The organism is Amycolatopsis azurea DSM 43854, from assembly GCF_001995215.1.
GTDB classification, from domain to species: Bacteria; Actinomycetota; Actinomycetes; order Mycobacteriales; family Pseudonocardiaceae; genus Amycolatopsis; species Amycolatopsis azurea.
This window is the reverse complement of sequence record NZ_MUXN01000006.1, coordinates 192,890-219,022: the sequence shown is the minus strand read 5'-3', so window position 1 is coordinate 219,022 and position 26,133 is coordinate 192,890. Positions and strand designations below refer to the sequence as shown.

Annotated in this window: 25 protein-coding genes; 18 read left to right on the top strand and 7 right to left on the bottom strand. The window is 70.0% G+C overall.

Annotation, left to right across the window (positions count from 1 at the left end):
* Positions 1 to 20 precede the first annotated feature (20 nt).
* The 4 genes from B0293_RS10645 to B0293_RS10630 all read right to left on the bottom strand — a co-directional run bounded on the left by B0293_RS10645 (position 21) and on the right by B0293_RS10630 (position 3,819).
* On the bottom strand, positions 21 to 581 hold the full coding sequence (locus tag B0293_RS10645; RefSeq protein ID WP_005156398.1) for a GNAT family N-acetyltransferase: 561 nt from the start codon (positions 579 to 581) through the stop codon (positions 21 to 23).
* A gap of 381 nt (positions 582 to 962) precedes the next feature.
* Positions 963 to 2,012, bottom strand: a complete 1,050-nt coding sequence (gene add / locus B0293_RS10640) for an adenosine deaminase (RefSeq protein ID WP_005156401.1) — start codon at positions 2,010 to 2,012, stop codon at positions 963 to 965.
* A gap of 127 nt (positions 2,013 to 2,139) precedes the next feature.
* On the bottom strand, positions 2,140 to 2,943 hold the full coding sequence (locus B0293_RS10635; RefSeq protein WP_005156404.1) for a DNA-formamidopyrimidine glycosylase family protein: 804 nt from the start codon (positions 2,941 to 2,943) through the stop codon (positions 2,140 to 2,142).
* 6 nt (positions 2,944 to 2,949) lie between these two features.
* Positions 2,950 to 3,819: a ParA family protein gene (locus B0293_RS10630; RefSeq protein ID WP_039917642.1), complete on the bottom strand. Its 870-nt coding sequence runs from the start codon at positions 3,817 to 3,819 to the stop codon at positions 2,950 to 2,952.
* Positions 3,820 to 3,928: 109 nt separating this feature from the next.
* Here B0293_RS10630 and B0293_RS10625 point away from each other — a divergent pair, with 109 nt between their 5' ends.
* The 3 genes from B0293_RS10625 to B0293_RS10615 all read left to right on the top strand — a co-directional run bounded on the left by B0293_RS10625 (position 3,929) and on the right by B0293_RS10615 (position 6,759).
* A complete protein-coding gene (locus B0293_RS10625) occupies positions 3,929 to 4,663 on the top strand; it encodes a methyltransferase domain-containing protein (protein ID WP_005156410.1) in 735 nt (244 codons plus the stop codon).
* 261 nt (positions 4,664 to 4,924) lie between these two features.
* Positions 4,925 to 6,142, top strand: a complete 1,218-nt coding sequence (gene dinB / locus B0293_RS10620) for a DNA polymerase IV (protein WP_005156412.1) — start codon at positions 4,925 to 4,927, stop codon at positions 6,140 to 6,142.
* 197 nt (positions 6,143 to 6,339) lie between these two features.
* Positions 6,340 to 6,759, top strand: a complete 420-nt coding sequence (locus B0293_RS10615; protein ID WP_005156414.1) for a DUF3040 domain-containing protein — start codon at positions 6,340 to 6,342, stop codon at positions 6,757 to 6,759.
* Between the two features lie 138 nt (positions 6,760 to 6,897).
* Here B0293_RS10615 and B0293_RS10610 read toward each other — a convergent pair whose 3' ends face one another.
* Genes B0293_RS10610 through B0293_RS10600 form a run of 3 tightly spaced genes read right to left on the bottom strand, consistent with a single transcriptional unit; the run spans position 6,898 to position 11,792 of the window.
* Positions 6,898 to 9,414 carry a transglutaminase family protein gene (locus tag B0293_RS10610; protein ID WP_005156417.1) on the bottom strand — a complete coding sequence of 839 codons (2,517 nt, stop codon included), beginning with the start codon at positions 9,412 to 9,414 and terminating at the stop codon, positions 6,898 to 6,900.
* Positions 9,411 to 10,685, bottom strand: coding sequence for a DUF58 domain-containing protein (locus B0293_RS10605; protein ID WP_005156419.1), 1,275 nt, complete (start codon positions 10,683 to 10,685; stop codon positions 9,411 to 9,413). The genes B0293_RS10610 and B0293_RS10605 overlap by 4 nt, the downstream gene beginning before the upstream one ends.
* Positions 10,686 to 10,703: 18 nt before the next feature.
* Entirely contained in the window at positions 10,704 to 11,792 is a 1,089-nt protein-coding gene (locus B0293_RS10600; protein WP_005156421.1) for an AAA family ATPase, read from the bottom strand.
* A gap of 285 nt (positions 11,793 to 12,077) precedes the next feature.
* On the opposite strand from B0293_RS10600, the gene B0293_RS10595 reads away from it, so the two are divergent.
* From B0293_RS10595 to mraY, 15 genes are all read left to right on the top strand, one after another.
* Positions 12,078 to 12,431: a hypothetical protein gene (locus B0293_RS10595; RefSeq protein WP_037343168.1), complete on the top strand. Its 354-nt coding sequence runs from the start codon at positions 12,078 to 12,080 to the stop codon at positions 12,429 to 12,431.
* A 4-nt stretch (positions 12,432 to 12,435) separates the two neighbouring features.
* Positions 12,436 to 12,981, top strand: coding sequence for a DUF3558 domain-containing protein (locus tag B0293_RS10590; protein WP_077241289.1), 546 nt, complete (start codon positions 12,436 to 12,438; stop codon positions 12,979 to 12,981).
* Between the two features lie 10 nt (positions 12,982 to 12,991).
* On the top strand, positions 12,992 to 13,570 hold the full coding sequence (locus B0293_RS10585) for a hypothetical protein (RefSeq protein WP_005156426.1): 579 nt from the start codon (positions 12,992 to 12,994) through the stop codon (positions 13,568 to 13,570).
* On the top strand, positions 13,567 to 14,319 hold the full coding sequence (locus B0293_RS10580) for an ESX secretion-associated protein EspG (RefSeq protein WP_005156428.1): 753 nt from the start codon (positions 13,567 to 13,569) through the stop codon (positions 14,317 to 14,319). Before B0293_RS10585 ends, B0293_RS10580 begins: the two co-directional genes overlap by 4 nt.
* Before the next feature lie 41 nt (positions 14,320 to 14,360).
* Positions 14,361 to 14,888 (top strand): YbaB/EbfC family nucleoid-associated protein, encoded by a 528-nt coding sequence (locus tag B0293_RS10575; RefSeq protein WP_005156430.1) that lies wholly within the window; start codon positions 14,361 to 14,363, stop codon positions 14,886 to 14,888.
* On the top strand, positions 14,885 to 15,208 hold the full coding sequence (locus B0293_RS10570) for a type VII secretion target (RefSeq protein ID WP_005156432.1): 324 nt from the start codon (positions 14,885 to 14,887) through the stop codon (positions 15,206 to 15,208). Before B0293_RS10575 ends, B0293_RS10570 begins: the two co-directional genes overlap by 4 nt.
* A complete protein-coding gene (locus tag B0293_RS10565) occupies positions 15,205 to 16,263 on the top strand; it encodes a WXG100 family type VII secretion target (RefSeq protein WP_005156433.1) in 1,059 nt (352 codons plus the stop codon). The genes B0293_RS10570 and B0293_RS10565 overlap by 4 nt, the downstream gene beginning before the upstream one ends.
* Positions 16,263 to 16,835 (top strand): hypothetical protein, encoded by a 573-nt coding sequence (locus tag B0293_RS10560; RefSeq protein WP_245191935.1) that lies wholly within the window; start codon positions 16,263 to 16,265, stop codon positions 16,833 to 16,835. Before B0293_RS10565 ends, B0293_RS10560 begins: the two co-directional genes overlap by 1 nt.
* A 485-nt stretch (positions 16,836 to 17,320) precedes the next feature.
* Complete coding sequence (gene mraZ / locus B0293_RS10555; RefSeq protein ID WP_005156436.1) at positions 17,321 to 17,752, top strand: division/cell wall cluster transcriptional repressor MraZ; 432 nt, start codon at positions 17,321 to 17,323, stop codon at positions 17,750 to 17,752.
* Between the two features lie 204 nt (positions 17,753 to 17,956).
* Positions 17,957 to 18,916 (top strand): 16S rRNA (cytosine(1402)-N(4))-methyltransferase RsmH, encoded by a 960-nt coding sequence (gene rsmH, locus B0293_RS10550; protein ID WP_005156437.1) that lies wholly within the window; start codon positions 17,957 to 17,959, stop codon positions 18,914 to 18,916.
* Positions 18,913 to 19,620, top strand: coding sequence for a hypothetical protein (locus B0293_RS10545; protein WP_005156447.1), 708 nt, complete (start codon positions 18,913 to 18,915; stop codon positions 19,618 to 19,620). The genes rsmH and B0293_RS10545 overlap by 4 nt, the downstream gene beginning before the upstream one ends.
* On the top strand, positions 19,620 to 21,548 hold the full coding sequence (locus B0293_RS10540) for a peptidoglycan D,D-transpeptidase FtsI family protein (protein WP_005156449.1): 1,929 nt from the start codon (positions 19,620 to 19,622) through the stop codon (positions 21,546 to 21,548). Before B0293_RS10545 ends, B0293_RS10540 begins: the two co-directional genes overlap by 1 nt.
* 468 nt (positions 21,549 to 22,016) lie before the next feature.
* Entirely contained in the window at positions 22,017 to 23,522 is a 1,506-nt protein-coding gene (locus tag B0293_RS10535; protein ID WP_039917654.1) for a UDP-N-acetylmuramoyl-L-alanyl-D-glutamate--2,6-diaminopimelate ligase, read from the top strand.
* Positions 23,519 to 25,051, top strand: coding sequence for a UDP-N-acetylmuramoyl-tripeptide--D-alanyl-D-alanine ligase (locus tag B0293_RS10530; protein WP_005156453.1), 1,533 nt, complete (start codon positions 23,519 to 23,521; stop codon positions 25,049 to 25,051). Before B0293_RS10535 ends, B0293_RS10530 begins: the two co-directional genes overlap by 4 nt.
* Entirely contained in the window at positions 25,048 to 26,133 is a 1,086-nt protein-coding gene (gene mraY / locus B0293_RS10525; protein WP_005156455.1) for a phospho-N-acetylmuramoyl-pentapeptide-transferase, read from the top strand. The genes B0293_RS10530 and mraY overlap by 4 nt, the downstream gene beginning before the upstream one ends.

Sequence of the window (26,133 nt, the reverse complement as noted above, 5' to 3'; positions counted from 1 at the left end):
CCCATCATGCCTGGTGAGCTCTAGCGGCTCGCCTTCCACTCGTCTTCGAGCATCGCGAAGACGAGCTCGTCGGTCCACTCGCCCTTGACGACCTCGTTCTCGCGCAGGTGCGCTTCCTTGCGCATGCCCAGGCGCTCCATCAGCGTGGCCGACGCGGTGTTGCGTCCGTCACAGCGGCCGATGATCCGGTGCAGGCCCAGTTCTTCGAAGCCGAGCCGCAGCAGTTCGGTGGCGGCCTCCGCGGCGAACCCCTTGCCGTGGTGGTCGGGATGGAAGACGAACCCGATCTCGCCCTGGCGGTGCTCGCTGCTGAGGTATTCGAGGTTCAGGTCGCCGATCAGCTGCCCGGTCTCGGTCAGTTCCACGGCCACCGCGAGGAGCTGGCCTTCCTTCGACAGGCTGCTGCTGTGCACCCGTTTGGCGAGCGCGGCGGCGGATTCGGCCCGGCTGCGCGGACCCCAGTAGAGGTAGCGGGCGACATCGGCGCGGGACTGGAAGGAGTTCAGTTCGTCGAGATCCGCCGACGTGAAGGCGCGGAGGGTCAGGCGCGGGGTGGTGATCGGGAAGTCGGGCCGCAACATGGCGTCAGGCTATCCAGTCGGCAGGGTCCCCGGGGCGGGAACAGCGGCGGACGGTTGTCCAGGGCGGTGGGTGGTCCCCGCCGACCTCGCAAAAGGGGCAATAACCCGGAAATAAGGGTACCCCCGAGGCGGCTCCCGGACGCCGGAATCGGCGGCCGGGCCCGAGCCGGACCGGTGCTCGGGAACCTCGGGGGCCCGGTGACTGCCTGGTATTCGCTATCAGGCACCACGCGAAGCAGAGACGACGAGCCGAAGGTGGCTCCAACTTGCGTTGTATCGCTGCTCAAAAGTCCTACGCGTGCGGTCCGCTAGCGGACAGTCACCTCACGAGTCCTGTTGGAATACAACTTTGGACCACCTCCTCTCTCGTGTACCGCCACGCTATGCGAGGGGTTCTAGGTCCTGCAACAAGATTTTCTCGATCTCGGCCAGGAGGACGGCTTTGTCCGCCGACGGCTGAAAAGACGCATCCACGGCGTTCTTCGCCAAGCGGGCGATTTCGGCCGCGGTCAGGCCCAGGGTTTCGGCGACCGCCACGTACTCGCCGTCGAGGGTGGCGCCGAACATCGGCGGGTCGTCGGTGTTGAGCGTGACCACCACGCCGTGGTCGAGCAGGCGCCGCACGGGATGCGCCCCGATCGAGGCGAACTGCCCGGTCCTGATGTTCGACGTCGGGCAGACCTCCAGCGGGATCCTTTGCGCGGCAAGGTATTCCAGCAACTTCGGATCGGTGTGCGCGCCGACACCGTGCCCGATCCGCTCGGCGCCGAGATCGTGCACCGCCGACCAGACGGTGGCCGGTCCGGTGGTCTCGCCCGCGTGCGGGACGCTGTGCAGCCCCGCCTCCCTGGCCGTGGTGAAGAACGGGGCGAACTGCGCGCGGCCCACCCCGACCTCGGGGCCGCCGAGACCGAAGGACACCAACCCTTCCGGGCGTTCGCGGAGCGCGAACACGACCGTCTCGCGTCCGGCGACAATGCCCTTCTCGCCGGGAATGTCGAAGCACCAGGCCAGTTCCACCCCGTGGTCCGCCCGCGCCGCCGCCCGTCCGGTGGCGAGACCGGTGAGGAGATCGTCCGTCGACATGCCGTCGAGGACGTGGTTGTACGGCGTCACGGTCACTTCGGCGTAGCGGGCGTTCTGCGCGGCCAGATCGGCCGCCAGCCCGGTGACGAGGGTGTGGATGTCGCGGGCGTCGCGCACCAGCGACGTCACCGCAAGGTAGTTGCGGAGGAAATGCGGGAAATCGCGGAAGGTGAAGAACTCGGCGAGTTCTCCCGGCTCGGTCGGCACTCCGGCGGACGGGCGGCGGCGGGCCAGTTCCAGCACCGTGGGCAGGCTCGCCGAGCCGACGAGGTGGACGTGGAGTTCGACCTTGGGCAGGGCGTGCACGAACGCGCGCAGCGCCTCGCCCGTGAGGATTCCGGGCATGACAAAGCTCCCTGGGGAAAGAAGTGAACGGTGACGTGCGAAGGGAGCGGGCGGCTCAGGGAGCGAGGTCGCCGCGTTCGGTGTCGGCCCCGTAGAGCGGGAGCTTGAACAGCGTCACGAGGCCAGTTTAGCCGCCGGGAGCGGGTCCGGACTGGCATTTCGGGCAGAACCAGGTCGGCCTAGCCTGGTGTCCCGGTCCCTGGGACGCGACCTTGAGCCGTCCGCCGCAGCGGAAACAGCCCTGTTTGGTCCGCTCGTAGACCCAGTGTTCACGACCGCGGCGCAGATCCCCGGTGGTGGTCTGCGAGGTGCGCCAGGCGTTGCTCTTCAACAGCTTGCGGCCGAGCGCGACGGCTCTGGCGGTGTCCACTTCGGACACCGGCGTCCACGGCGTGACGCCGAGCAGGAAGCACATCTCGACCTTGTACATGTTCCCGATGCCCGCCATGATCCGCTGGTCCAGCAAGGCGTCGCCCAGTTCGCGATCCGGATCGGCGGCGAGCGCGGCCGCCGCCCGCTCCGCGAGTTCGTCCGTCCACTGTGGATCGAGCAGGTCCGGGCCGAGGTGCCCGACCAGACGGTCTTCTTCGTCCGTGGGCACGAGTTCGAGGTCGTGCACGCGGAACCCGATCGCCTGGAGTTCCTCGGTGGCGAGGATGACCCGCGCCTGATGCGCCGGGCTGCGCCAGCGCGCGCCCGCCCGGTAGACGTCCCATTTGCCGTCCATGCGCAGGTGGCTGTGCAGGGTGAGGTCGCCGGAGAACCGGGTCAGCAGATGTTTGCCGACCGTGCCGACGCCGAGCACGTCACGCCCGGCGAGATCCGTCGTGGCCAGCCGTGGGACCCTGAACTCGCCGCGCAGCAGGGTCTTCCCGGCCAGTGCCTTGTCGAGGACCTTGCCGGCGAGGAAGACGGTGTCGCCTTCGGGCATCGGCGCCTACCCCGTGCCGGTGTCGCTCAGCTTGGCGGTCTCTTCGGCGGTGGTCTCGGGTTCTTCCTCGCCGCGGACGCGATGCCGTCCGGCCCGGCTGGAGCGGAGGACCTTCGCCAGCACCATGTTGAAGGTGAGCGCGATCTCCTGCGCGCCGGGGGAGTGCCACTCGTGGATCGGGCTGCACGCGCCCTGCGCCTGCTGCACGGCGAGCCTGTCCGGGATGGCCGTCGGCATCACCAGCGGGCCGAAGTTCTCCCGCAGCTCCGCCACGCGGAACTGGTGCTCGTAGGAGCGCACGCGGAGCTTGTTGACCACGACGCCGATCGGCCGCAGCCCCGGGTTCTGCTCCTCGCGGATCTTCTCGATCGCGTCGAGCGCGCGGCGGGCGCCCGAGACGGCGTACATCGTCGGCTCGGTGACGATCAGGGCGCTGTCCGCGGCCACCAGCGCCGAGCGGGTCAGCCTGCCGAGTGACGGCGGGCAGTCGAGGATCACCAGTTCGTACGGTTCCTCGCGCAGCGGGTTCGTGTGCAGTTCGTCGAGCGCGCGGGAGAGGTTCTCCAGGCGACGGCTGTCGGCGTCGGGCTCGTTGAGCATCTCGAGCTCTTCGGCGCCGACGAGGACGTCGATCTGGTCGCTCCACACGCTGGGCGCGATCGCGCGTTCGAGCACCGAGCGCACCGGCGTCTCCAGGACGTCGGCCAGCGTGCGGTCGGTGAAGGGCGGGTCCAGCGAGGTCGTGGCGTTGCCTTGCGGGTCGAGATCGGCCACGAGAGTCCGGGCGCCCCTACGCAGCGCGGCGGACGCGACACCGAGGGCTACCGTCGTTTTACCGACGCCACCCTTCAGGCTGAGAACAGCGACCGTGTGCACTCGATACAGCCTACGGGCAGTCGGCGGGGCGGCTCCTTGGCAAGGTGTCGAACACCGCATCGGACTACACCCGTCGGCGCCCGGAAGGCGGGCATTACGCTGTGCGTTCATGAAGACGGACACCGTGGCCACGCGGGGATCGGGGGCGGTTCGCCGGGTTCTCGAAGCAGAACTCCGGGCCGCACGGGCGCGAGGCGAACATCAGCCGCACGTCGTCGACGTCGGCGGCGGCAGCGGCGGCTGGGCGGTGCCGCTGGCGTCGGCGGGCTGCCTGGTGACCGTGGTCGAACCCAACCCGAACGCCCTGGCCACCCTGCGCCGCCGGGCCGAGGAGGAGGGCGTCTCCGGCAGCATCACGGCGATCGCCGACGACTCCGACGCGCTCGGGGCCCACGTCGCGGCCGGATCGGCCGACCTCGTCCTCGCGCACGGGCTGCTCGAAGTCGTCGACGACCCGGCGCTGGTGCTCGCGGCGCTGGCCGCCGCGGTCAAACCCGGCGGCGCGGTCTCCGTGCTCGTGGCGAACCGCCACGCCGCGATCCTGCAGCGCGCGCTGGCCGGACGGCTCGGCGAGGCGCGGGAACTGCTCGCGGCCGAGAGCGGCGTGCTGGGCGGCGGCCGGGAGACCGTGCTGCGGCGCTTCGACGCCGAGGCCCTCCGCGCGCAGCTGATCGCCGTGGGGCTCGACGTGACTTCGCTGCAGGGCGACGGCGTCGTGGCGGACTTCGTGCCCGGTGGAGTGCGGGAAGAGGACCTGGCGGAGTTCGAGCTCGCGGCCGCGACCGTGTCGCCGCTGCGGGACATCTCCAGCCGGCTGCACGTGCTGGCCCGCCGCCCGGCCTGACCTCGCGGCGACCGGGCTGCCCCGGAGTTCCAGAAGTGTCGGTGCCTCCGGCTAACGTGCCCGCAAGGTCGCCGGAGGGCGCCCCGCGCCCGACGGTGACTTCACCATCGCGCGCCTCTTTTGGGCCGAAGGCCCCCGGAAACGGTTTGGCAGGGCGCTTGCATGGCTACCGCGGCTGAGATCGACAAGATGCGCCCTGCCGGGGCGTTTCCGGCAGCGCGCGACAGATAAATGGGACGAAATGCTGAGCTGCCCGGTGGGATGGCCCGTTACCGGGTGACCACCGGGGCCACCACCTGGCCCGACGACACCGGGTGCGGTCTGCTGCACGTCGACATGGACGCGTTCTTCGTGTCCTGTGAACTGCGCACGCGCCCGGAGCTGGCGGGCAAGCCGGTGGTCGTCTCCGGCGGTGGTCCGAGGTCGGTCGTCGCGGCGGCGAGCTACGCGGCGCGTGAGTTCGGTGTCCGGTCGGCCATGCCGTTCTCGACCGCCAAACGGCTCTGCCCGCAACTGATCTGCATCACCCCGACACCCGGTCTCTACGGCGAGGTGTCCCAGGGCGTCATGGGGATCTTCCGCGAGCTGACGCCTCTGGTGGAGCCCCTGAGCCTGGACGAGGCCTTCCTGGACGTCAGCGGGGCGCTCAAACGGCTGGACTCGTCGCCCGCTCGGCTCGGCGCCTGGATCCGGGAGCGGGTGGCCGCCGACTTCGGGATCAGCTGCTCGGTCGGCGTCGCGAAGGTCAAGTTCGTCGCCAAGCTGGCGTCCGGGATGGCCAAACCGGACGGCATGGTCGTCGTCCCGGCGGCCGAGACGCTCGCGTTCCTGCACCCGCTGCCGGTGTCGGCGCTGTGGGGCGTCGGCAAGCGCACCGAGGAGCATCTGCGGCAGCAGGGCCTCGACACCATCGCCGACGTCGCCACCGCGCCGCTGGCCCGGCTGCGGCGCTCGCTGGGCCGGGCGCTGGGGGAGCACCTGTGGGCGCTCGCGAACGGGCACGACGAGCGTGAGGTGGTCCCGGAGACGCCGGACAAGTCGATCGGCGCCGAAGTGACCTTCGACGTCGATCTCCACGACCGCTCGGCGCTCGGACTGGAACTGCTCCGGCTGTCGGAACGCGTCGCCGGGACCCTGCGCCGCCGGGGGCTGCGCGGGCGGACGGTGTCGATCAAGGTCCGGTTCGCGGATTTCAAGACCATCACCCGCGCCAGGACAACCGCCGTCGGGGTGGATGTGGCCCGCGACATCCACCGCACCGCCGTCGAACTCCTCGCCGAGCACGCGCCGACGGGCGCAGTCCGCCTGATCGGCGTAAGAGTCGAGGGATTGGACACGGAGAGTGATGGAGAGCAGCTGCTTTTCGACTCGTCAGAACCCCGTTGGCGGGATGCGGAAGTGGCGGCCGACGTCGCGAGGACGAAGTTCGGTGCCGCCGCGGTCCGGCCCGCGTCACTGCTGACCCCCCGTGACCAGTGACAACGCCTGGTCGGCCGTCTTCGAGAGAGCCGAGTCGGGTGGTTTCGGCCAATTCGATCCCTTCCGGATACGGGATCGGGTAGTCGGACGAGCGCGGGGCTCGTATCCTGGACAGAGACACCCCGCCTGGGGTTGTCTGTTGGGTCCATGACGTTGCGCGGCCCGGCGCCCGCGACAGCTGTGCCGGAGGAGGAAAGATGCCACTCTCCGAGCATGAGCAGCGGCTGCTCGATCAGATCGAGCGCGAGCTCTATGCCGAGGACCCCAAGTTCGCATCCACGGTGCGAGGCACCCGGTTGCGCCGCCCCGCCCGCCGACGGCGTTTGCAGGGCATCGCCCTGTTCGTAGTGGGCGTCGCACTTCTGGTGCTCGGCGTGGTGGTCAACATCCGGGTGGCCGAGATCCCAGTGATCAGCGTGCTCGGGTTCCTCGTGATGTTCTTCGGAGTCATGATGGCCGTCACATCGATTCGGCACGGAGCCGAATCGGAGGGCGGTAAGGACAGCGGTGGCCCGGGAGCCGGCGGAGGTGGCGGCGGCGGTAAGTCGTCCCCGCGCCGGAGCTCGTTCACTCAGCGCATGGAAGAGCGCTTCCGCCAGCGCTTCGAGGAGCAATAGCTCTCACACACGCGAATATGCCGACGGGGCCTTGCCCCGTCGGCATATTCGCGTTGTCGTGCGTGCTGGGGAAAGTGATGTCCCCAATGCGGCATTGGGGACATCACGACGCTCCCCTGAGGTAAGGCAAGCAGTCGGCTACTTGTCCCGGCGCCTCAGCGAGCGCGGGAACAGGCGGCCCTTCCACGACATCGGCGCGTTCCGCTTCAGGCTCTTGCGAACGTCGTCGAAGGCCTGGCCCAGCGCCTGGTCGTCCACCGGCTTGTCCGAGTACCAGGACGTCTCCACGACACCGATGACCGTCCGCAGCCCGGAGCGGCCCTCGTCGTCGAGGCGGTGCTTCTCGACGACCTTCCGGCCCGCGACGCGCACCGTGTCGTGGTCGGAGAGCGGCAGGCCGCGGTCCGCGCATTCGTCCATCAGCTCGCGCCACGCCGCGTCGGCCGCGGCGGGGGAGTGGGACGCGATCTTCTGCAGTCGCAGCCGCCGCTTGATCTCCCGGATCGCCGTCGGTGTGCCGAGCACGCCGAGGACGACCACCAGGACCAGCGCGAACCACCACGACACCCAGGCCGCCAGGAACGCGAACGCCGCCACCCACAGCCCGATCGCGATCAGCGGCAGCCAGTTCGTCACGTGCTGGTTGTCCAGGAACCCGCCGTCCGTACGGAGCGAGTCCGGGTCGCGCCCGGGTGCCGAGCGCAGCAGCGCCCGGTATCTCAACCGCGACCGCACGATCACGGTCACGGTGAGCGCGGCCGCCAGCCCGCCGAGGATGCCGGCGAGGATCGCGGGCCACAGCGGTTCTTCGTCCTGCTGGTCTCCGCTGCCGTCCGCGCCGAGGTCCGCACCCGGGTCACGGGGCGTGCCGGTCGCGGGGACGCTCGACTTCGGCGCGCTCGGCACTTCCTGCGTGTCGTTGGCCGCGGAGCTGCTGGGGGCGGTCTGCAGGTACGGCGGGACGACCGCGCGGCCGTCGAGCAGCGGGGTCGGGTCGAAGCTGACCCAGCCCTTCGTCTGGAAGTAGACCTCGACCCACGCGTGCGCGTCCTCGGAGGTGATCGAGACGTGATCGCCCTTCGGCGTCCCCGAGGTGAAACCGATGGCGACCCGCGACGGGATGCCGACCGACCGCAGCATCACGGCCATCGCGGACGCGTACTGCTCGCAGAACCCGCGTTTGCCATTGAGGATGAAGTCGGCGAGCGCGTCGGAGTCCCTGGCGTCGGCGGTCTTGGTGTCGTAGACGAAGCCGTTCTGCGCGGTGAAGAACGACCAGATCGCCTGGGCCTTGTCGAAGTTGTTGGACTCGTTCTCCGTCAGCTGCTTGGCCTTCGCGGCCACCCGGGGGTCGACGCGGTCGACCTGGACGAACTGCTGCGGCACCTCGGCCAGCTGGACGTCGTCGTTGCGGAGTTCGTCCTTCGACGGCTCCTTGATCGAGGCTGTTTCGGTGTAGGCGGGCGCGCCCTGCTTGGTCGTGGTGAACACGGCACCGCCGACGGGGTCGTACAGCCAGTTGTCGGCCAGCCCGGTGATCGTCCGCGGCACCCCGTAGATCGGCAGCCAGTTGTCGACCCAGTTCGTCGGTTCGATCCGGATCTCGCGGCCGGGGCCGACGCCGTCGTCGCCCCTGACCTGCGGGAGCGGCTGATTGGCCTGGACACCCTGCTGGGCGCGGCCGTTCTGCGCCAGGCCCCAGCCCTTGTTCGGCGTGTAGGTGTCGAGGGTGAACGCGCGCAGCAGCCGCTTGTCCGCGCCCATCCCGTAGACCTTGAACAGCTCCACGTTCTCGCCCTGGTCGAGCAGGCCGCGCAGCTGCGTGAACGGCTCGACGCCGAAGCCGCCCGCCCCGCCGCGGCCGGATCCGTCGGCGCCGGGGAGCCTGCCGACCGTGCCGACACCGGTGACGGCCATGCCGATGACCAGTCCCATCGCGATCGCGGCGGCCACCACGCCGACCGGGGCGGACAGCGTGCTCGCCGAATTGCCCAGTCCCGGCGCGTCCCGGTTGCGCCAGCGGCGATGCCGGTGATTGCCGTCGACGGCGAGCAGCCCGGCGAACGCGCCCGCGCCGAGCAGGAACGTCCACCACGGCAGCATGTCTTCGGCCAGCGCGGCGGGAACGGCATAGACGCACAGCAGCACCAGGCCGGTCGCGGCGGGCGCGGCGGCGGCCACGGCCAGCGTGTCGACCAGCACCGCGACCAGGCCGATCGCGATGGTGATCAGGCAGAGGATCGGCGGTGTGCCCTCGACCGGCGGCAGCCCGACCCGGATCTGCTCGGCCGCCGCGGCGAGGACGCCGCGCAGTTCGTCGAGCGCGTCCGGGCCGGGGATGATCTTCAGGATCCCGCTGGTGGTGAACGCCCCGGTGATCAGGAACAGCAGCACCAGCAACTGCGCAAGGCCGACGACGATGGTCGGCGCGCGCAGCGAGCGCAGGGCGAGCCCGGTGGAGGCGATCAGCACGACCGCGACGAGCAGGTAGCCGAACCACGCCCAGCCGGAGACGACGCCGGTGAGCGACGTCGAAGCGAACAGCGTGGCGAGCCCGGCGGCGACCGGCGCGAGCACGCTGCTGGTCCAGACCGGCGGCGGCGCCGCGGGACGCGGTGTGGGGGTGTGCGGCCGGGGTGGCGCGGTCGCGGTCACAGGCCGCCTCCGATCAGCGTGCCCCGGCGGGTGGCCGTCTGGCAGAGCTCGGCCCAGACCTGCGGCATGGGCGAACCGGGCCCGGCGACGACGACGCCCCAGCCCGCGGCGCGCAGCAGCGCCACCGACTCTTCGGTGGCGGCGGCCCGGGTTTCGGGCCGGTTGACGCCGGAGGACCAGCCGGGGGTGTCGAGCAGCACGGCGAGACTCCGGATCCCGCGCGGGCGGTACCGGGACAGCTCGTGCACGGATTCGTTGCTGACGGTGCCGAGCACCGCGATGAGTTCCTGCCCCTCGGCCGGGTCGTGGCCGAGGGTGATGTCGCGCTGGTGTGCGGGCTGGAGCGCGGCGAGGACGTCGAGCACGACGTTGTCGTAGTGCTCGCCACCCTCACCCGGGGTGTCGGCCAGGGTCTGGCCGTGTTCGGTGATCAGCCGGACGCGGTGACCGGAGCGGCGCAGGTGCAGCGAGACGGAAGCGGCGAACGAGACCGCCCATTCGAGACTCGCTGCGGGGCCGGTGCCGTGGTGCGCGGCCGCGCGGTGGTCCAGCAGGACCGTGGTCCCGCCACGCCAGGGCCGCTCTTCGACGCGGACCATGATCTCGTCGCGGCGGGCGGTCGAGCGCCAGTGGACCTTCCGCAGGTCGTCGCCCTGGCGGTATTGCCGGACGATCACGTCCGACTCGCCCTGTCCGGCGTGCAGGCGGATGCTCCCGTCGTCACCGGCGCCGATCCCGGCACCGCTGGGCAGCCCCCACAGGCCCGCCACCTTCGGCACCACGACCAGCCGGGAGTGCCCGATCAGCTCGCGTTCGAACTCGCACAGCCCGAACGGGTCGGTGATCGTCGCCCGCAGCGGGCCGACCTGCTGGATCCCGCGCAGCACCGGTTGCAGCGGGTACCGCAACGCGACCCTCCGGTCGTGCGGCAGCCGTTCGACGACGAACCGCGGCCGTGAACCCAGCGCGTAGGGCACGCCGTCTTCGAGCAGCACCTCACCCGCGGGGAGCCTGCCGTTCCGCCAGAGTTCCAGCTGGACCTCGCCGGGCGAACCGACCGAGACCCGGTCCGGGCGCAGCGCGCGCGCCGCGCCCAGCTTCAGCCGGGTCGCCGAGATGAAGTAGGCGACCAGCAGTGGCAGGGCGACGACGAACACCGCGACGCGCAGCAGGTCCCGTTCGTTGAGCACGAACGAGCAAGCCGCCGCGGCGACGCCCGCGGCGAGGAGGCAGCGGCCGCGTGTGGTCAGGCCGGACAGAGCACGCAGCATGGCCCCGTATTCCTTTACTCAGCGGTGGTTCGTGCCCGAGGAGCCCTGCGGAACGGGAACGCGGTGCAGGATCGCGCGGACCACGTCGGTGGCCGAACGGCGGGCGGCGTGCGCCTCGGTGGTGAGCACCATGCGGTGCGCCAGCACGGGGATCGCGACCGTGTGCAGATCGTCCGGGACGACGAACTCGCGACCGGAGAGCGCCGCCTGCGCACGGGCGGCGCGGACCAGCTGCAAGGTCGCCCGGGGCGAGGCCCCGAGCCGGATCTCCGGCGCCTGCCGGGTCGCGGAGACCAGGTCGACGGCGTACCGGCGGACCTCCGGCGACATGTGCACCGACCGGACCGTCTCGATCAGCCGCTGCACCGACTCGCGGTCGGAGACGGGCTCGAGATCGGCCAGCGGGTTGTGCCCGGCGTGCTCGTCGACCATGGCCAGTTCGGCCTGCTGGTCGGGGTAGCCGATGGACACCCGCGCGGTGAACCGGTCCCGCTGGGCCTCGGGCAGCGCGTAGGTGCCCTCCATCTCGATCGGGTTCTGGGTGGCGATCACCATGAACGGCTCTTCGAGGTGGTACGTCGAGGTGTCGACGGTGACCTGGTGCTCTTCCATGCATTCGAGCAGCGCGGACTGCGTCTTCGGCGAGGCGCGGTTGATCTCGTCGCCGACCACGATGTTCGCGAACACAGGGCCGGGCCGGAACTCGAACTCGCCGCTCTGCCGGTTGTAGATGGACACCCCGGTGACGTCGCTGGGCAGCAGGTCGGGGGTGAACTGGATCCGGCTGACGGTGCAGTCGATCGACCGGGCCAGCGCCTTGGCCAGCGAGGTCTTGCCGACCCCGGGGACGTCTTCGACGAGCAGGTGGCCTTCGGCGAGGAGGGTCACGAGCGCGATGCGGATGACGTCGGGTTTGCCGACCAGCACCCGCTCGACGTTGGCGGCGATGCGCCGCGCCGTCTCGTGCAGTTCGTCCAGCGACGCGCGGCCGGCATGGCCGTTCTGCAGTCCGCTGACCGAGCCCGCGGCCGTGGGATACGGCGCTTGCCCGGTTGCCTGCTCACCCTGCTGTTCGCCGGGCGTCGCAGACTGGATTCTCGACGTCACTCGACCTCCTGATGCCGCGTGGCTGGGTGTCCGCTGGGTCTGCTGAAGGGCCAGCTCCAAGTCCCCGAGTGGTCCCCCGGGCAGCGGTCAGCCTCCCACGAAGTGTGTCAAACTCGGGCGAACTCGTGGGGGGAACCCCGCCAACCCCAGTCCATGACTCTGTGCAACCGGTGACCTTACCTCTAACGGGTGAGGTGAGCGCGTTTTCAGGTGCTCCCGCTGACACCGGGTTTTGTCGTATGCTCCGTTGCGAGGTCGTCCGACTACGGAGAGGCGTAATCGCATATGAGCGAGGTGAGTACCGCCAAACCCCGGTTCGATCTGAGCGGCTTCGCGGTCGCCCCGGAGCTGGCGGCCGATGCCCATGTGAAGATCTCCGCCCTGCAAGACGTGGTCGGCCAGATGGTCCGCGAGGCCAAGGTGCTCGGCCGCACGGTTCCCCTCGGCGGGGGATACGCGGACGAGGTCGGCAAGTTCATGGCGCAGTACGGGATCGGTGCCGAAGGCTCCGCGGTCGAGGCGCTCACCGCGTTCGGCAAGGAACTCGAGGCGCTCAAGAACCGGATCGAGAAGGCGCTGGCCAAGTACACCCGACAGGATGAACAAGCGGCGGCGGACGTGGACTGTGTCGGCGGCTGACCCCATGCGCTCACGCCTCCCTCTCTTCGCCCTCGTCGGCGCGCTCGCCGTCCTTACAGTGTCCGCCTGTGGGCAAGGGGCCGCAGGCCAGGCGCGGATTCCGGCCGCCGACGACGGTGCGGGCCCGCCTCCCTCGTCCTCGGCGCCTGCGCCGGACGCCGGGGTGGACCCGTGCACGCTGCTCGATCCGCAGGACCGGTCGACGGCCGGGGTGAACGTGCTCGGTGTGCCGAAGGAGATCAACGGCGCCCGAGCCTGCGACTGGACGGTGCCCGCGACCTTCGGCGTCACCATCACCGTGGACGAGCGGAACGGGCTGGCGGATCTCGAGGTCGCGCGGAAGACCGCCACCAAGACCAAGGTCGGTGACCGGCCCGCGCTCAAGGTCGCCGACAAGAAGGCCGCCGACGGGACCTGTGCGGTCCTGCTCGGCATGGGGGAGAAGGCGAGCGTCCAGATCGACGTGAGCAACACGAACTTCACCGACACCCCGCTCGCCTGCGAGCGCGCGGTGAAGGTGGCGGGACTGGCCGAACCCAAACTGCCCTAGGAGAACTGCCGTGCGTGAAGGAGAGACGCCGGGACGTGAGGTCCCGGTCGCGGCCACGCGATACGAGGCCTACAGCCACGAGGCGCTGGCCGCCGAGGTCGAAGCGGGCAACGACCCCGAAGCGGCCGGTGGCATCGGGGCCGCCTGGGACGCGCTCGCGCGGCGCATGCACGACGCGACGTCCGAGCTGGCCGGGCTGGTCGGCAGCAGTGAGGAGAACTGGCGCGGGGAAGCAGGCGACGCGCTCCGCGGCGTGCTGTCCACCGCGTCCGGCTGGCTGACCTGGTCCGCCGACATCTCGGCCGCGCTCGGGCAGGCGGTCTCCGGACAGGCCGAGGCCGCCGCGCGGGCCCGCGCCGACATGCCGCCGCCGGTGGACTACGACCCCGGTTCGATGATCCGCGGCGCCGCCGCCGGCGGGAACCTCGCGCTCCTCGCCGCGCTCGCCGACGAGATGGAGGCCAAGCACGCGGAGGCCGAGGCCGCTCGCCGCAAGGCCGTCGACGTGATGAACACCCGCGATGCCTCACTGCACTCGCTGACTCCGCAGGTCTCCTTCGGGAAGCCGCCCGAGCTGGGGCGGTCTTGATCCGCGTTTCCGCGTCGGCGTTCGACGTCCTCTGGTCCGACCTGGGACACGCGGCCCCGCCTTGGCCGCTGTCCGTCCGCAGCGTCGGCGCGACGGAAGCCGAACGCGCCGAGATCCGCGGCGCCGTCTACGAGAACCTCGCCGAACGAGGCCTCTACGACGGGGACCGGCTCGACGGCGCCCTGGAAGCACGGCTGGACCTGCTCGCGCGCGCCGAGGTCTACGTCGAGTGCGAAGCGCTGGCCGACATGACGGCCGAGGCCCCGTTCCGCGCGGTCGCGGCCGCGCGCGGGCGGCACGGTGTGCTGGCGACCCAGCCCGAGCAGACCATCGCGTTGTCCGGGATCGGCGACGGCGAGGTGTTCGCCGCGATCGTCGACGTCCTGCCGGAGCTGCGGCCCGGACCCGGCTACGGGATCAGCCTGCCCGCGGCGCGGTTCGGCGGTGACCTGGAGGATCCGGTGTTCGGCGACGGCGGACGGTCGTCGGCCTCGGACAGTCAGCTGCGCGAGGTGCTCGCGATCCAGGCGCGGCCGGTCTACAGCGCGGGCCAGTTCACCGTGCGGACCCGCGACCGTGACGGCCGGGCGCACCGGGCGGGTGGGCTGACCTGGTTCGACACCGACGTCGGCGCGTACTGCGCGGCGCGGACCGAGGGCCGCGGCGGGCAGGCGTGGGTGAACGTGTCCCCTGTGGACGGTCCCCGGCTGGCCGCGCGGCTGGCTTCGCTGCTGGACCCGGACCGCTAGGTTGTCAGGAGCCCAGGCGAGTCTGCGAGGAGGGGGCCGGAATGACGGTGCCGTTCGGCGGCCAGGTGCGTGATCCGCAGGAGTGGATGCGCGAACAGGAACAGCGTAGTGCCGCGCTGCTCGCCAAGGCCGAGCAGGCGAAGACCGAGCTGGAGAACAACGTCGTCACGGTGAGCAGCCCGGACCGGATGGTCACCGTGACGGTCAACCCCGGCGGTGGCCTGATGTCGCTCGCACTGTCCCCGCAGGCGCAGGAACGGCCGCCCGCCCAGCTCGCATCGCTGATCATGAACACCTACCGCAAGGCGACGACCAGGGCCGCGGACCGGACCCTGGAGATCATGGCCGGGCTGACCGGCGAAGACTCCGACGCGGTCGACTTCATCAAGAGCACGCTGCCGCCCAGGGAGGAATCCCAGGCTGCGCCGGAACCGGACGACTCCGCGCGCTTCGTCGTCCCCGAGGCGGAACCGGCACCCGAACCGCCGAAGCGACGGCCTTCCCGTCCCGCGTCCGATGAGGACGACGGCGAGGACTTCCAGAACGTCGACTGGACCGGCCGCTCGTGAGCGGGCCGGGATACGGCGTCTCGCCGGAACGCCTCAAGGCGCACGCGGACCAGGTCGCCGATCTCGCCGAGCGCATCCGCGGCGCGGCCTCGGCGGCGAACCAGGTCGGCATGGGCGGTTTCGCGGGCTACGGCCTGCTGTGCGCGGTGCCCGTCGGCGGCGTCCTGCAGATCGCCCAGGGCGACGCGGACGAGCTGATGACCAGCGCGGCGAACCTCGGCGACGCGTTGTCCGACGCGCTGAAGAAGGCGGCGACGGACTACACGAAGATCGACGACGACGCGGCGCAGCTCAGCCGGGACCTGGGGAAGAAGCTGTGAGCGAAGACCTGATCGCCAAGAAGGAGGAGAAGTCCGAGCCGTTCAAAGGCGGAGGCATCCTCGACAGCGGCTCCAGTGTGGTCGGAGACATCTTCAAGGCGACGAAGGGCGAAGATCTCGATGCGTTCGCGGTCGCCATGGACGGCGTCTCGTTCGGCCTTGACGTCTTGTCCATGGTCCTGAACCCGCTCGGAGAGCTGGTGAAGGCCGGCGTCGGCTGGCTGATGGAGAACCTGGACTTCATCCGCGAACCACTGGAGATCCTCACCGGTGATCCGGAGCTGGTCCAGCAAGCCGCTCAGACCTGGAACAACATCGCGGCTGAACTCGAAGCCGTGGCAGGCGACTACGAAGGATCCCTGAGCACGACATCCGGATGGGACGGTGACGCGGCCATCGCCTACCGCCGTGTCGCGCTTCAGTACACACAGTCTCTGCGTGACGTCGCCGCCGAAGCGAAGGACTCGGCACAGTGGATCACCACCGGCGGCATGGTGGTGGCCACCGCGCGGGCGCTGATCTTCGACATCATCGCCGGCTTCATCAGCGACGTGATCACCCGCGCGCTCCTCGCGCTCGCGTCATCGTGGTTCACCCTCGGTGGTTCCGTCGCCGCTTTCACCGCGAGCATCTTCGCCGACGCGGTCAAGGTCATGGCGAAGATCCAGAAGAAGCTCGGCAAACTGCTCGGTGCCATCCAACGGTTCGTGAAGCGCTTCGAGGGTTCGAGCGAGCGTGCGCGAGAGGCGACGCGGGCGCTGGGTCGGAAGTCTTCCGAGCTGGGACGCGAGGCGAACAAAGCGATCAAGGCGAGCGACAAGACACTGGACGGACTCAAGGGCGACAACCTCAAGTACCTCCGTAGCGCGAAAGACCGGTTGGAGAACACCACCGCCGGCAAGATCGCCGAGAACACCGGCCTCAAGGTCGCCAAGGAAGCGGGAAAAGCGGCCGCCGCGGACTACAACCAATACGATGGCGGCTCACCGGAACGTGGCCAGGTAGTCCCACCCAAGACCGGCCGGATCAGCGGCTCGCTCGACGACGATGACTGATGACCGAACAAGGTGACAGGGCCCGCCGCACCCGATGGTGGCCTCCGGGTGTGATGGGCGCACTCGGCGTACTTCTCACGCTGTGGCTGATGTTTTCCTTGCAGTGGGTGGTCGGTTTCGAGCCCTGGGGCACGCTCACCAGGACAGGTACCGCTCAGGTCGAGCAGTGCGAGAGGAACGCGGTCCACACCTGGATGACGTACTCGTGCGAGGCGAAGGTCCGGTGGAACGGCGTTCCTCCTGGTGAAGAACAGGTCGCCACCGCGACGGTCACCTCGCTCTCCGCCTTGACCGGCAGCGTGGCGGTCGAAGAGTTCAAGTACCGGAAGAAGAACAGTTCGCGGGGCGGATCTTCCGTGGTCCCGTTCGACCGGCCCTCGTGGCCGGTCGCCGACGGCTGGTGGATCCTGCTCGTCTTCGTGAGCGTGATCCCCGGTTGGCTCGCCGGGTTCTGGATCGGTGGCCGTCTCGACAGGCTCCTTCCCGAACCGAAGGAGAAGCCCAAGGACTGGCGCGGCGTCAGCCGTCGCGCCTCGCCCGGGATGAACGGACGCCGCAAGCGCAGACGCTGAAGTGTCCGATTAGGACAGCGGGGATTCCTGGGATGAACCGATGTCGCCGCGTCGGGGCTCGTGAGCGAGAAGGACGGTTGGAACCTCTATTACCACCTACGAGGCTCGCTGGGAAGTCCTACCAGGTACGGAATCCGTCGGGTATGACGCTCCACAATGCCCCCGCCGCTCCCCACCGGATTCCCCACTTTCACCCCCACTCCGCCCCACGGCAGGGTTCCGGCTGCCGATATCCGGACGCATCAGGCATGGGTGAGGTTGCTTCGATACCCGCAGAGGGGGATCTTGGCCACCGTCCCCCACCACGCCCCCACCTGGACCCACCTGGCTGACCAGCGGAAACGTCTGACACGACGGAGTGGTGGCGGCTTTTGCCGCGTTGACTGTGGTGAAAAGTGGGGTACGGTGGTGCGCAGTGGGGCAGAAGGGAGCCCCGTGGCCGAGCTCGGTTGTTCGCATCCGGGATCGGTAGGGAGGTGGAGCCGATGTTCCTCGGCACCCACACCCCGAAACTGGATGACAAGGGGCGGCTCACGCTGCCCGCGAAGTTCCGCGACGCGCTCGCCGGTGGGCTGATGGTCACCAAGGGACAGGATCACTGTCTCTTCGTCTTTCCCCGGGCCGAGTTCGAGCAGATGGCGAGAAAGGTCGCCGACGCCCCGTTCACGAACGAGGCGGTCCGGGCCTATCAGCGTTATCTCTTCGCCGGGACGGACGAACAACGCCCGGACGGGCAAGGACGTATCGCGATCGCGTCCGAGCTCCGACGCTACGCCGGGCTGAACAAGGAGTGCGTGGTGATCGGGGCGATCACCAGGCTGGAGATCTGGGACGCCCAAGCGTGGCAGGGCTACCTGGACGAACACGAGGACAGCTACGCGAAGGCTCGAGAGGAAGTTCTGCCGGGCGTCTTCTAGACGTGGCCGAGGAAGCACCCACGCCGTCGGGGGGCGCGGGTTCATGCTTCGGACACGCCGGAAAGCGCCCACACGGATGCCGTGAGGCCTCTGTCCGCTCAGTGGCCCTGGTACACCTTCCCCGGTACCAGGTCAGTAAGCGGGCGGACAGGGACCTGACGGCATCCGGCATCTTCCCCGGCACTACAGGAAAGGGGGGAAGACATGGCAGACGAACACGAGCACGTTCCGGTGCTGCTCGACCGTATCGTCGAGTTGTTCTCGCCGGTCTTCTCCGACCGCGAGGCCGTGCTGGTCGACGCGACCGTCGGACTCGGCGGCCACTCCGACGCGCTGCTCACCGCGTTTCCCGCGTTGCGCCTGGTCGCGCTCGACCGCGACCCCAACGCGCTGGAACTCTCCGCGAAACGTCTTGCGCCGCACGGCGATCGTGTCGACTTCGTGCACGCCGTCTACGACGAGATGCCGTCCGCGCTCCAGGGCCTCGGACTGTCCAGAGTGGACGGGATCCTGTTCGACCTCGGCGTCTCCTCGATGCAGCTGGACCGCGCCGAGCGCGGTTTCGCCTACTCCAAGGATTCCCCGCTCGACATGCGGATGGACCCGACCACCGGGATCACCGCGGCCGACGTGCTCAACACCTACGCGCCGGGCGAGCTGATCCGGATCCTGCGTGACTACGGCGAGGAACGCTTCGCCCAGCGGATCGTCAAAGCCGTTGTGGCGGAACGAGAGAAGGAACCCTTCGCCCGGAGCGGGCGGCTGGTGGAACTGCTGTACGACGCGGTCCCCGCGGCAAGCAGGCGCACCGGCGGGCATCCGGCGAAGCGCACCTTCCAGGCGCTGCGGATCGAGGTCAACGGCGAACTGGAGGTGCTGCGGCGGGCGATGCCGCGGGCGCTGTCCTCGCTCGCCGTCGGCGGCCGCATCGTCGTCGAGTCCTATCAGTCCCTCGAAGACAGGCTGGTCAAGCAGGCCTTCGCGGAACTGGCGAAATCCCGGACCCCGGAAGGGCTTCCGGTCGAACTGCCGGGTCACGGCCCGGAACTGAAACTGCTCACCAGAGGGGCCGAGAAGGCCGGCGAGGCGGAGACCGAACAGAACACACGGGCCGCCTCCGTGCGGCTGCGAGCCGCCGAACGGATCGGAGACCGAGCACGATGACCGCTCCCGCGAAGTCCCGCGGCCGCCGGACACCGGCGCCCGGACGGCGTGCCCGCGCGACAAGCACGGCCGAGGAAACGCCGGACACCACCGAGACCACGACGTCCACCCGCGGCTCCCGCGGCCGGACGTCGGCTGCGGAACGCGCCTACGCCCGCCGTGCCCAGCGCGCCGACCTGCTCCAGCGGGAGCAGCAGCGCAACCGTCCCGACGCCGAAGGCGGCACGGGCAAGGAAGAGCCGAAGAAGAGGCTCAAGCTGCGCTGGCCGCGCTCGCGCGCGTCGTTCGTGCTGATGATGATGGGCATGCTGGCCGTCGGCGTGGCGTGCACGTTGTGGCTGACCACCCAGGCGATCGCGGACTCGTACCGGCTCGAACAGCTCCGCACGACCAACGCCGGGCTCGCCGAGGCGAAGGAACGGCTGCAGCGCGAGGTCGCCAAGGCCGAGTCGCCCGCTTCCCTGGCGCCCAAGGCCAGGGAGCTGGGCATGGTCCCCGGCGGCGACCCCGCGCACATCGTGGTCGGCCCGGAAGGACAGTCCACTGTGGTCGGTGAGCCGAAGAAGGCCACCGGCGAAGCGCCCCCCACCCAGGCCGCGACGGTGCCGCCCGCCGAAGGCACACAGCAGGGCGCGCCGATCGAGGGTGACCAGCCCGCGGTCCCGCAGGAGAACACCCCGCCCCCGGCGCAGGGAGGTCAGTGATGTCACCCGGCCGCCCGGCACAGGCCCGGGCCCGGTCGGTGGGGAGCGCGCGGCGGACCTACGCCGCCGGGACCCGCCGGGCCACCGCCCGGCGGGGCAACGGCGGCAACCGGAGCCGGTTCACCGGCGTCCGGATCCTGCTGATCGTCGTGATGGTGCTCGCCGGCCTCAAACTGGTGCAGGTGCAGTGGTTCGAGGCCGGTGCGCTGTCCGAGGCCGCGGAACGGCAGCGGACGTCGGTGATCGAAAGTCCCGCGCAGCGCGGGTCCATCATGGACCGCAACGGCACGAAGATCGCCTTCAGCATCGAGGTGCGGACCCTCTCGGTGAGCCTGAACTGGCTCCACAAGACGATGGACGACTTCGCCGCCAAGAACCCGACCAAGGGCAAGAACTTCGAGACCGAGGTGGCGGGCGCGGCGAAACTGATCGCGGCCAAACTGCCCGGGGTGATCACCGAGCAGGAACTGCTCGAGAAGTTCCACAAGCCGGACGGGTTCACCTACCTGGTCCACGACGTCGAACCGTCGGTCGCCGACACGATCGTCAAGGCGTACCCGTGGATCAGTGTCGAGAAGCGCTCCAAGCGGGAGTACCCCGGCGACTCGGTGGGCGCGAACATCATCGGCTACGCGAACTGGCGCACCGACGACAAGGACACCTCCAAGCACAACCTGCACGGTGGCTACGGGCTCGAAGCCTCCCGGGACAACGACCTCGCCGGAACGCCGGGCCGCAAGATCGTCAACACCCGGAACGGCAACGACAACCTCGTCATCCCCGGTACCGAACGGGACATCCAGAACGCCGTCCCCGGCTCGGACCTGCAGCTGACGATCGACACCGATCTCCAGTACGAACTGCAGCGGCAGCTGAGCGAGTACGTCGTCAAGTCGAAGGCCAAGGGCGGCCAAGCGGTCATCGTGGACTCGAAGACCGGCGAGATCTACGCGCTGGCCAACGACAAGACGGTCGACCTCAACGACCCGGCTTCGCGCAGTGAGACGGAGAACCTCAACAACCGCGCGGTGACCACGCCGTTCGAACCCGGTTCGGTGAACAAGATCGTCACCGCCGCGGGCGCGATCGACGCGGGCATCACCACTCCGGAGTCGTCACTGGCGGTACCGGGTTCGCTCCAGGTCGCGGACAAGATCGTCAAGGACGCCTGGCACCACGGCACGCAGCAGTTCACCACCACCGGCATCTTCGCGAAGTCGTCGAACGTCGGGACCCTGCTGCTGGCGCAGAAGCTCGGCGAGGACAAGTACGCGGACCTGCTCAAGAAGTTCGGTCTCGGCCAGCGCACCGGACTCGGCTTGCCCGGTGAGAGCCCGGGTGTCGTTCCGCCGCGGAACCAGTGGTACGCCACGACTTTCGGAAACCTGCCGATCGGGCAGGGGCTCTCGATGACCGTCGTGCAGATGGCCGGGATGTACCAGGCCATCGCGAACGACGGGCTGCGCGTGGAACCGCGGGTGGTCAAGGCGAAGGTCAACCCGGACGGGACCGTCGTCCCCGAACCGGCGCCGAAGACCGTGCAGGTCATCAGCCCGCAGGCGGCCAAGACCGTCCGCGACATGATGCGCGCGGTGACGCAGAGCGGCCGCGGGCAGCAGAGCGGCACGGGGCCGAAGGCGGCGCTGGAGGGCTATCAGATCTCGGGCAAGACGGGGACCGGTCAGCAGGTCGACCCGCAGACGAAGAAGTACAGCAACCAGCTGTACAACATCACCTTCGCCGGGATCCTGCCCGCCGACCACCCGCGTTTCGTGGTCGGCATCCGGCTCGACGCGCCGGACACGTCGCTGCCGGGCGGCGGCTCGTCCGCGCCGCTGTTCCACTCGGTGGCCGCCTACCTGGCGCAGCGGTTCCAGATCCCGCTCTCGGACGGCCCGACACCTCAAGTACCCCTAGTGCTTTCCTGATTTCCGGATTTCCGCGGACTCGGCCTCCGACCACCTCGCGACCCGCGTTGCGAAAGCCACTTTCGCAACCTTCAACGTTGCGAAAGTGGCTTTCGCGTCATCCACGACCGGCACGGCGTCACAGCGGCGAGGCCGTCGCTGTGCGTGAACACCTTCGCCGCGCCGGGCACCGTCCGAAAAATCGGGCGCGATCGAGCCCGCAGTCCTCAAGCGACAGTCGGAAGCCCTTGCGTGCCAAGGAGAGCTCGCGAAACCCATTACCACGAGCATGATCGTCTCGCTCACACCCCGCACCGCTTCAGTCACCCGAATGCCACGCCGGTAACCTCCTTTGCTGTGTCGGTGCCTACTTCAGATCCCCGCAGCGGTCCCGCCGTCGAAAGCGGGACCGGCGCGAAGGCTGCCCAGGTCCCGGACAGCCCGGTCAAGGCCGTCGCCGCACCCCCTCGTCCGGCCAGGATCGAGCCGATGCCGCTGGGCACGCTGCTCGCCAGGGCGGGTGCGCGGCTCGTGGTCGGTGACGACGACTACACGGCCGCGGCCGAGCTGACGGTCACGGGCAGCACGCTGCGTGCGCAGCATGTCCTCCCCGGCGACCTCTTCGCCGCGCTTCCCGGTGCCCGTGCCCACGGCGCGGACTTCAGCGACCAGGCCATCGCGGCCGGGGCGGCCGCCGTGCTCACCGACGAGGCGGGCGCCGAGCGCCCGGTGCTCCGCGACGCCGGCGTGCCGATCCTGGTGCACCAGGACCCGCGTGCCGCCCTCGGCGAGATCGCCGCCTGGATCTACGGCGAGCCGTCGCTGGAGCTGTCCGTCCTGGGGATCACCGGGACGTCCGGCAAGACCACGACGTCGTACCTGGTCGACGCCGGGCTCAAGGCCGCCGGGCTCACCACCGGGCTGATCGGCACGGTCGAGACCCGGATCGCGGGCGAGCGGCTGGCCAGCGGGTTCACCACCCCCGAGGCGCCGGATCTCCAGGCACTCCTGGCGGTGATGGTGGAACGCGGCGTCACGCACGTCCCGATGGAGGTCTCCAGCCACGCGCTGTCGCTGGGCCGGGTCAACGGCACGCGGTTCGCGGTCGGGGCCTTCACCAACCTCTCCCAGGACCACCTGGACTTCCACAAGGACATGGAGGAGTACTTCGCCGCCAAGTCGCTGCTGTTCGACGGCCGGTCCACCGCCGAGGTGATCGTCGTCGACAGCGCCTGGGGCCAGGCACTCCTCACCCCGCACACGGTGACCGTCTCCACCGAGCCGGGCACGGACGCGCTGTGGCGCGCCACCGACCTGACGCCGACGCCGGCGGGGGAGCAGACCTTCGTCCTCCACGGCCCCGACGGCCTCACGGCGCCGGCGAAGATCCCGCTGCCGGGTGAGTTCAACGTGGCGAACGCCGTGCTCGCGGCCGCGATCCTCAACACCGCCGGTGTCCCGCTCGAAGCCATCGTCGCCGGGCTCGCCTCGGTCGAGGTGCCGGGCCGGATGGAGCGGGTCTACCTCGGCCAGCCGTTCACCGCGGTGGTCGACTACGCGCACAAGCCCGCCGCCGTCGCGCAGGGGCTCGACGCGCTGCGCGCCCGCACCGAGGGCCGGATCATCACCGTCCTCGGCTGCGGCGGGGACCGCGACACCGCCAAACGCCCGGTGATGGGCGAGGCGGCGGTCCGGCGCAGCGAGGTGCTGATCGTGACCGACGACAACCCGCGGTCGGAGGATCCGGCCGCGATCCGGGCGGCCATGCTGGCCGGCGCCCGCAACGCCGGACCCGCCCTGGGCGGCGAGATCCTCGAGATCGCCGACCGCCGGGACGCCATCGTCCACGCGGTCGAGCTCGCCCGGCCCGGCGACATCGTGCTCATCGCGGGCAAGGGCCATGAGACCGGCCAGGAGATCCAGGGTGTCGTGCACCCGTTCTCCGACCGGGAAGAGCTGGCCTCCGCCATCCGCAGACGTCTGGAGACAGTGTGATCGTGCTCAGCCTGGCCGAGATCGCCGCCATCGTCGGCGGGCGGCTGCATCGGACCGACGGGGCCGCCGAGGTCACCGGGAGCGTCGAATTCGACACCCGCGAGATCACCCCTGGCGGCCTGTTCATCGCGCTGCCCGGCGCGAAGGTCGACGGCCACGACTTCGCCGCGCGGGCGGTCGAGTCCGGCGCCGTCGCGGTGCTCGCGGCCCGCGAGGTCGACGCCCCGGCCGTGATCGTGCCGCCGCTGAACGCCGGCGAGGGGCACGAACGCGCGTTCGCGCTGGTCTCGGACAAGGACGGGGCGGGCGCGGCGGTGCTGGCCGCGCTCGCCAAGCTCGCCCGGCACGTGATCCAGAAGCTGGCGGGCGACCACCTGACCGTCGTCGGCGTCACCGGTTCGGCGGGCAAGACCTCGACCAAGGACATCATCGCCCAGCTGCTGGAGCCGCTCGGCCCGACGGTGGCGCCGCCGGGATCGTTCAACAACGAGCTGGGCCACCCCTGGACGGCGCTGCGGGCCGACTCCTCGACCCGGCAGCTGGTGCTGGAGCTGTCCGCCCGCGGGCCCGGCCACATCGCCGAGCTGGCGGCCATCGCGCCGCCGCGGATCGGGGTCGTGCTCAACGTCGGCACCGCGCACGTCGGCGAGTTCGGCTCGCGCGAGGGCATCGCCAAGGGCAAGGGCGAGCTGGTCGAGGCGCTGCCGAGCGCGGAGGACGGCGGTGTCGCGGTCCTGAACCTCGACGACCCGTACGTCGCGGCGATGGCGAGCCGGACCAGCGCGCGCGTGGTGTTCGTCGGCGAAAGCGCGTCCGCGCAGGTCCGCGCCGTGGACATCACTCTCGACGACGAAGCGCGCGCGTCGTTCCGCCTGGTCACCCCGGACGGCGAAGCACCGGTGAAGCTGCCGCTCTACGGCGAGCACCACGTCGGCAACGCGCTCAGCGCCGCCGCCGTCGCGCTGGAGATGGGCTCGACGGTCGAAGAGGTCGCGGCCCGCCTGTCGAGCCTCGAGCGGCGCTCCGAGCGACGCATGGAGGTCACCACCCGCGCCGACGGCGTCACGGTGCTCAACGACTCGTTCAACGCCAGCCCCGAGTCGATGCGGGCCGCCCTCAAGGCACTCGCGTCGATGAGCACGACGCGCCGATCCTGGGCCGTGCTCGGCGTGATGGGCGACCTCGGCCAGGACTCGGTCACGGCGCACGACGGCATCGGCAGGCTCGTCGTCCGGCTCAACATCGACAAGCTCGTGGTCATCGGCGAAGCCGCCGCGGCCACCCACCAGGGCGCGCAGCAGGAGGGTTCCTGGGGCGAGGAGTCGGTACTGGTACCCGACGTCGACGCCGCCATCGCCCTGCTGCATGATCAGCTCCGCGCGGGAGACGTGGTGCTGGTGAAGGCGTCCAAGGCCGCCGCGTTGTGGCGAGTGGCCGACGCCGTGCTCGCCTCCCCCGGAACGATCGCTGAATCCCCTGTAGTACCCCCTTCCCCCTCTCAAGAACGCTCGAACGGTGGTGACGCGTGATCAGCATCCTGATCGCGGCCGCGGCGGGCCTGCTGGTCTCCATCCTCCTCACTCCCTATCTGATCCGGGTCTTCTCCCGGCAGGGCTTCGGCCAGGAGATCCGGGAGGAAGGACCGCAGGGACACAAATCCAAACGCGGTACCCCGACGATGGGTGGTGTCGCGATCATCGTCGCGATGGTCGTCGGGTATTTCGTGGCGCATCTGATCAGCGCGCTCAGCGGCGGCAACGGCACCGGCGGCCCGTCCGCTTCGGGCCTGCTCGTCCTCGCGCTGGCCGTCGGCCTCGGGATCGTCGGTTTCCTCGACGACTTCATCAAGATCCGCAAGCAGCGCAACCTCGGGCTGAACAAGACCGCGAAACTGGTCGGCCAGCTGGTGGTCACGATCGCCTTCGCGATCCTGGCGCTGCAGTTCGCCGACGGGCGCGGGCTGACCCCGGCGTCGGAGAGCCTGTCCTACGTGCGGGACCTCGCGCTGATCACCTTCCCGTCGGTGTTCTTCGTGATCTTCTGCTACATCGTCATCTCGGGCTGGTCGAACGCGGTGAACTTCACCGACGGCCTCGACGGTCTCGCCGGCGGCACCGCGGCGATGGTCCTGGCGACCTACGTCGTCATCGCCTTCTGGCAGACCCGCCTCTCGTGCGCGGTCTCCCCGCAGACCGCCTGTTACGACGTCCGTGACCCGCTGGATCTGGCCGTGGTGGCCGCGGCGGCGACCGGCGCCTGTGTCGGGTTCCTCTGGTGGAACGCGGCCCCGGCGAAGATCTTCATGGGCGACACCGGTTCGCTGGCCCTCGGCGGTCTCGTCGCCGGTCTGTCGATGACCACCCGCACCGAACTGCTCGCCATCGTCATCGGCGGTCTGTTCATGGTCGAGATGATCTCGGTGGTCGCGCAGATCGCCGTGTTCCGCACGACCAGGCGGCGGCTGTTCCGGATGGCGCCGTTCCATCACCACTTCGAGCTCGCGGGTTGGGCGGAAACCACGGTCATCATCCGGTTCTGGCTGCTGTCGGCCATCTGCTGCATGTTCGGTCTCGGCCTGTTCTACAGCGAACAGCTCAGCTTCGGAGGTTAG

Coding starts and splice junctions, on each gene's coding strand:
- B0293_RS10645 (WP_005156398.1), bottom strand. CDS start 581: ATGTTGCGGCCCGACTTCCCGATCACCACCCCGCGCCTGACCCTCCGC.
- add (WP_005156401.1), bottom strand. CDS start 2,012: ATGCCCGGAATCCTCACGGGCGAGGCGCTGCGCGCGTTCGTGCACGCC.
- B0293_RS10635 (WP_005156404.1), bottom strand. CDS start 2,943: ATGCCCGAAGGCGACACCGTCTTCCTCGCCGGCAAGGTCCTCGACAAG.
- B0293_RS10625 (WP_005156410.1), top strand. CDS start 3,929: ATGAAGACGGACACCGTGGCCACGCGGGGATCGGGGGCGGTTCGCCGG.
- dinB (WP_005156412.1), top strand. CDS start 4,925: ATGGCCCGTTACCGGGTGACCACCGGGGCCACCACCTGGCCCGACGAC.
- B0293_RS10615 (WP_005156414.1), top strand. CDS start 6,340: ATGCCACTCTCCGAGCATGAGCAGCGGCTGCTCGATCAGATCGAGCGC.
- B0293_RS10605 (WP_005156419.1), bottom strand. CDS start 10,685: ATGCTGCGTGCTCTGTCCGGCCTGACCACACGCGGCCGCTGCCTCCTC.
- B0293_RS10595 (WP_037343168.1), top strand. CDS start 12,078: ATGAGCGAGGTGAGTACCGCCAAACCCCGGTTCGATCTGAGCGGCTTC.
- B0293_RS10590 (WP_077241289.1), top strand. CDS start 12,436: ATGCGCTCACGCCTCCCTCTCTTCGCCCTCGTCGGCGCGCTCGCCGTC.
- B0293_RS10575 (WP_005156430.1), top strand. CDS start 14,361: ATGACGGTGCCGTTCGGCGGCCAGGTGCGTGATCCGCAGGAGTGGATG.
- B0293_RS10560 (WP_245191935.1), top strand. CDS start 16,263: ATGACCGAACAAGGTGACAGGGCCCGCCGCACCCGATGGTGGCCTCCG.
- mraZ (WP_005156436.1), top strand. CDS start 17,321: ATGTTCCTCGGCACCCACACCCCGAAACTGGATGACAAGGGGCGGCTC.
- rsmH (WP_005156437.1), top strand. CDS start 17,957: ATGGCAGACGAACACGAGCACGTTCCGGTGCTGCTCGACCGTATCGTC.
- B0293_RS10545 (WP_005156447.1), top strand. CDS start 18,913: ATGACCGCTCCCGCGAAGTCCCGCGGCCGCCGGACACCGGCGCCCGGA.
- B0293_RS10540 (WP_005156449.1), top strand. CDS start 19,620: ATGTCACCCGGCCGCCCGGCACAGGCCCGGGCCCGGTCGGTGGGGAGC.
- B0293_RS10535 (WP_039917654.1), top strand. CDS start 22,017: ATGCCGCTGGGCACGCTGCTCGCCAGGGCGGGTGCGCGGCTCGTGGTC.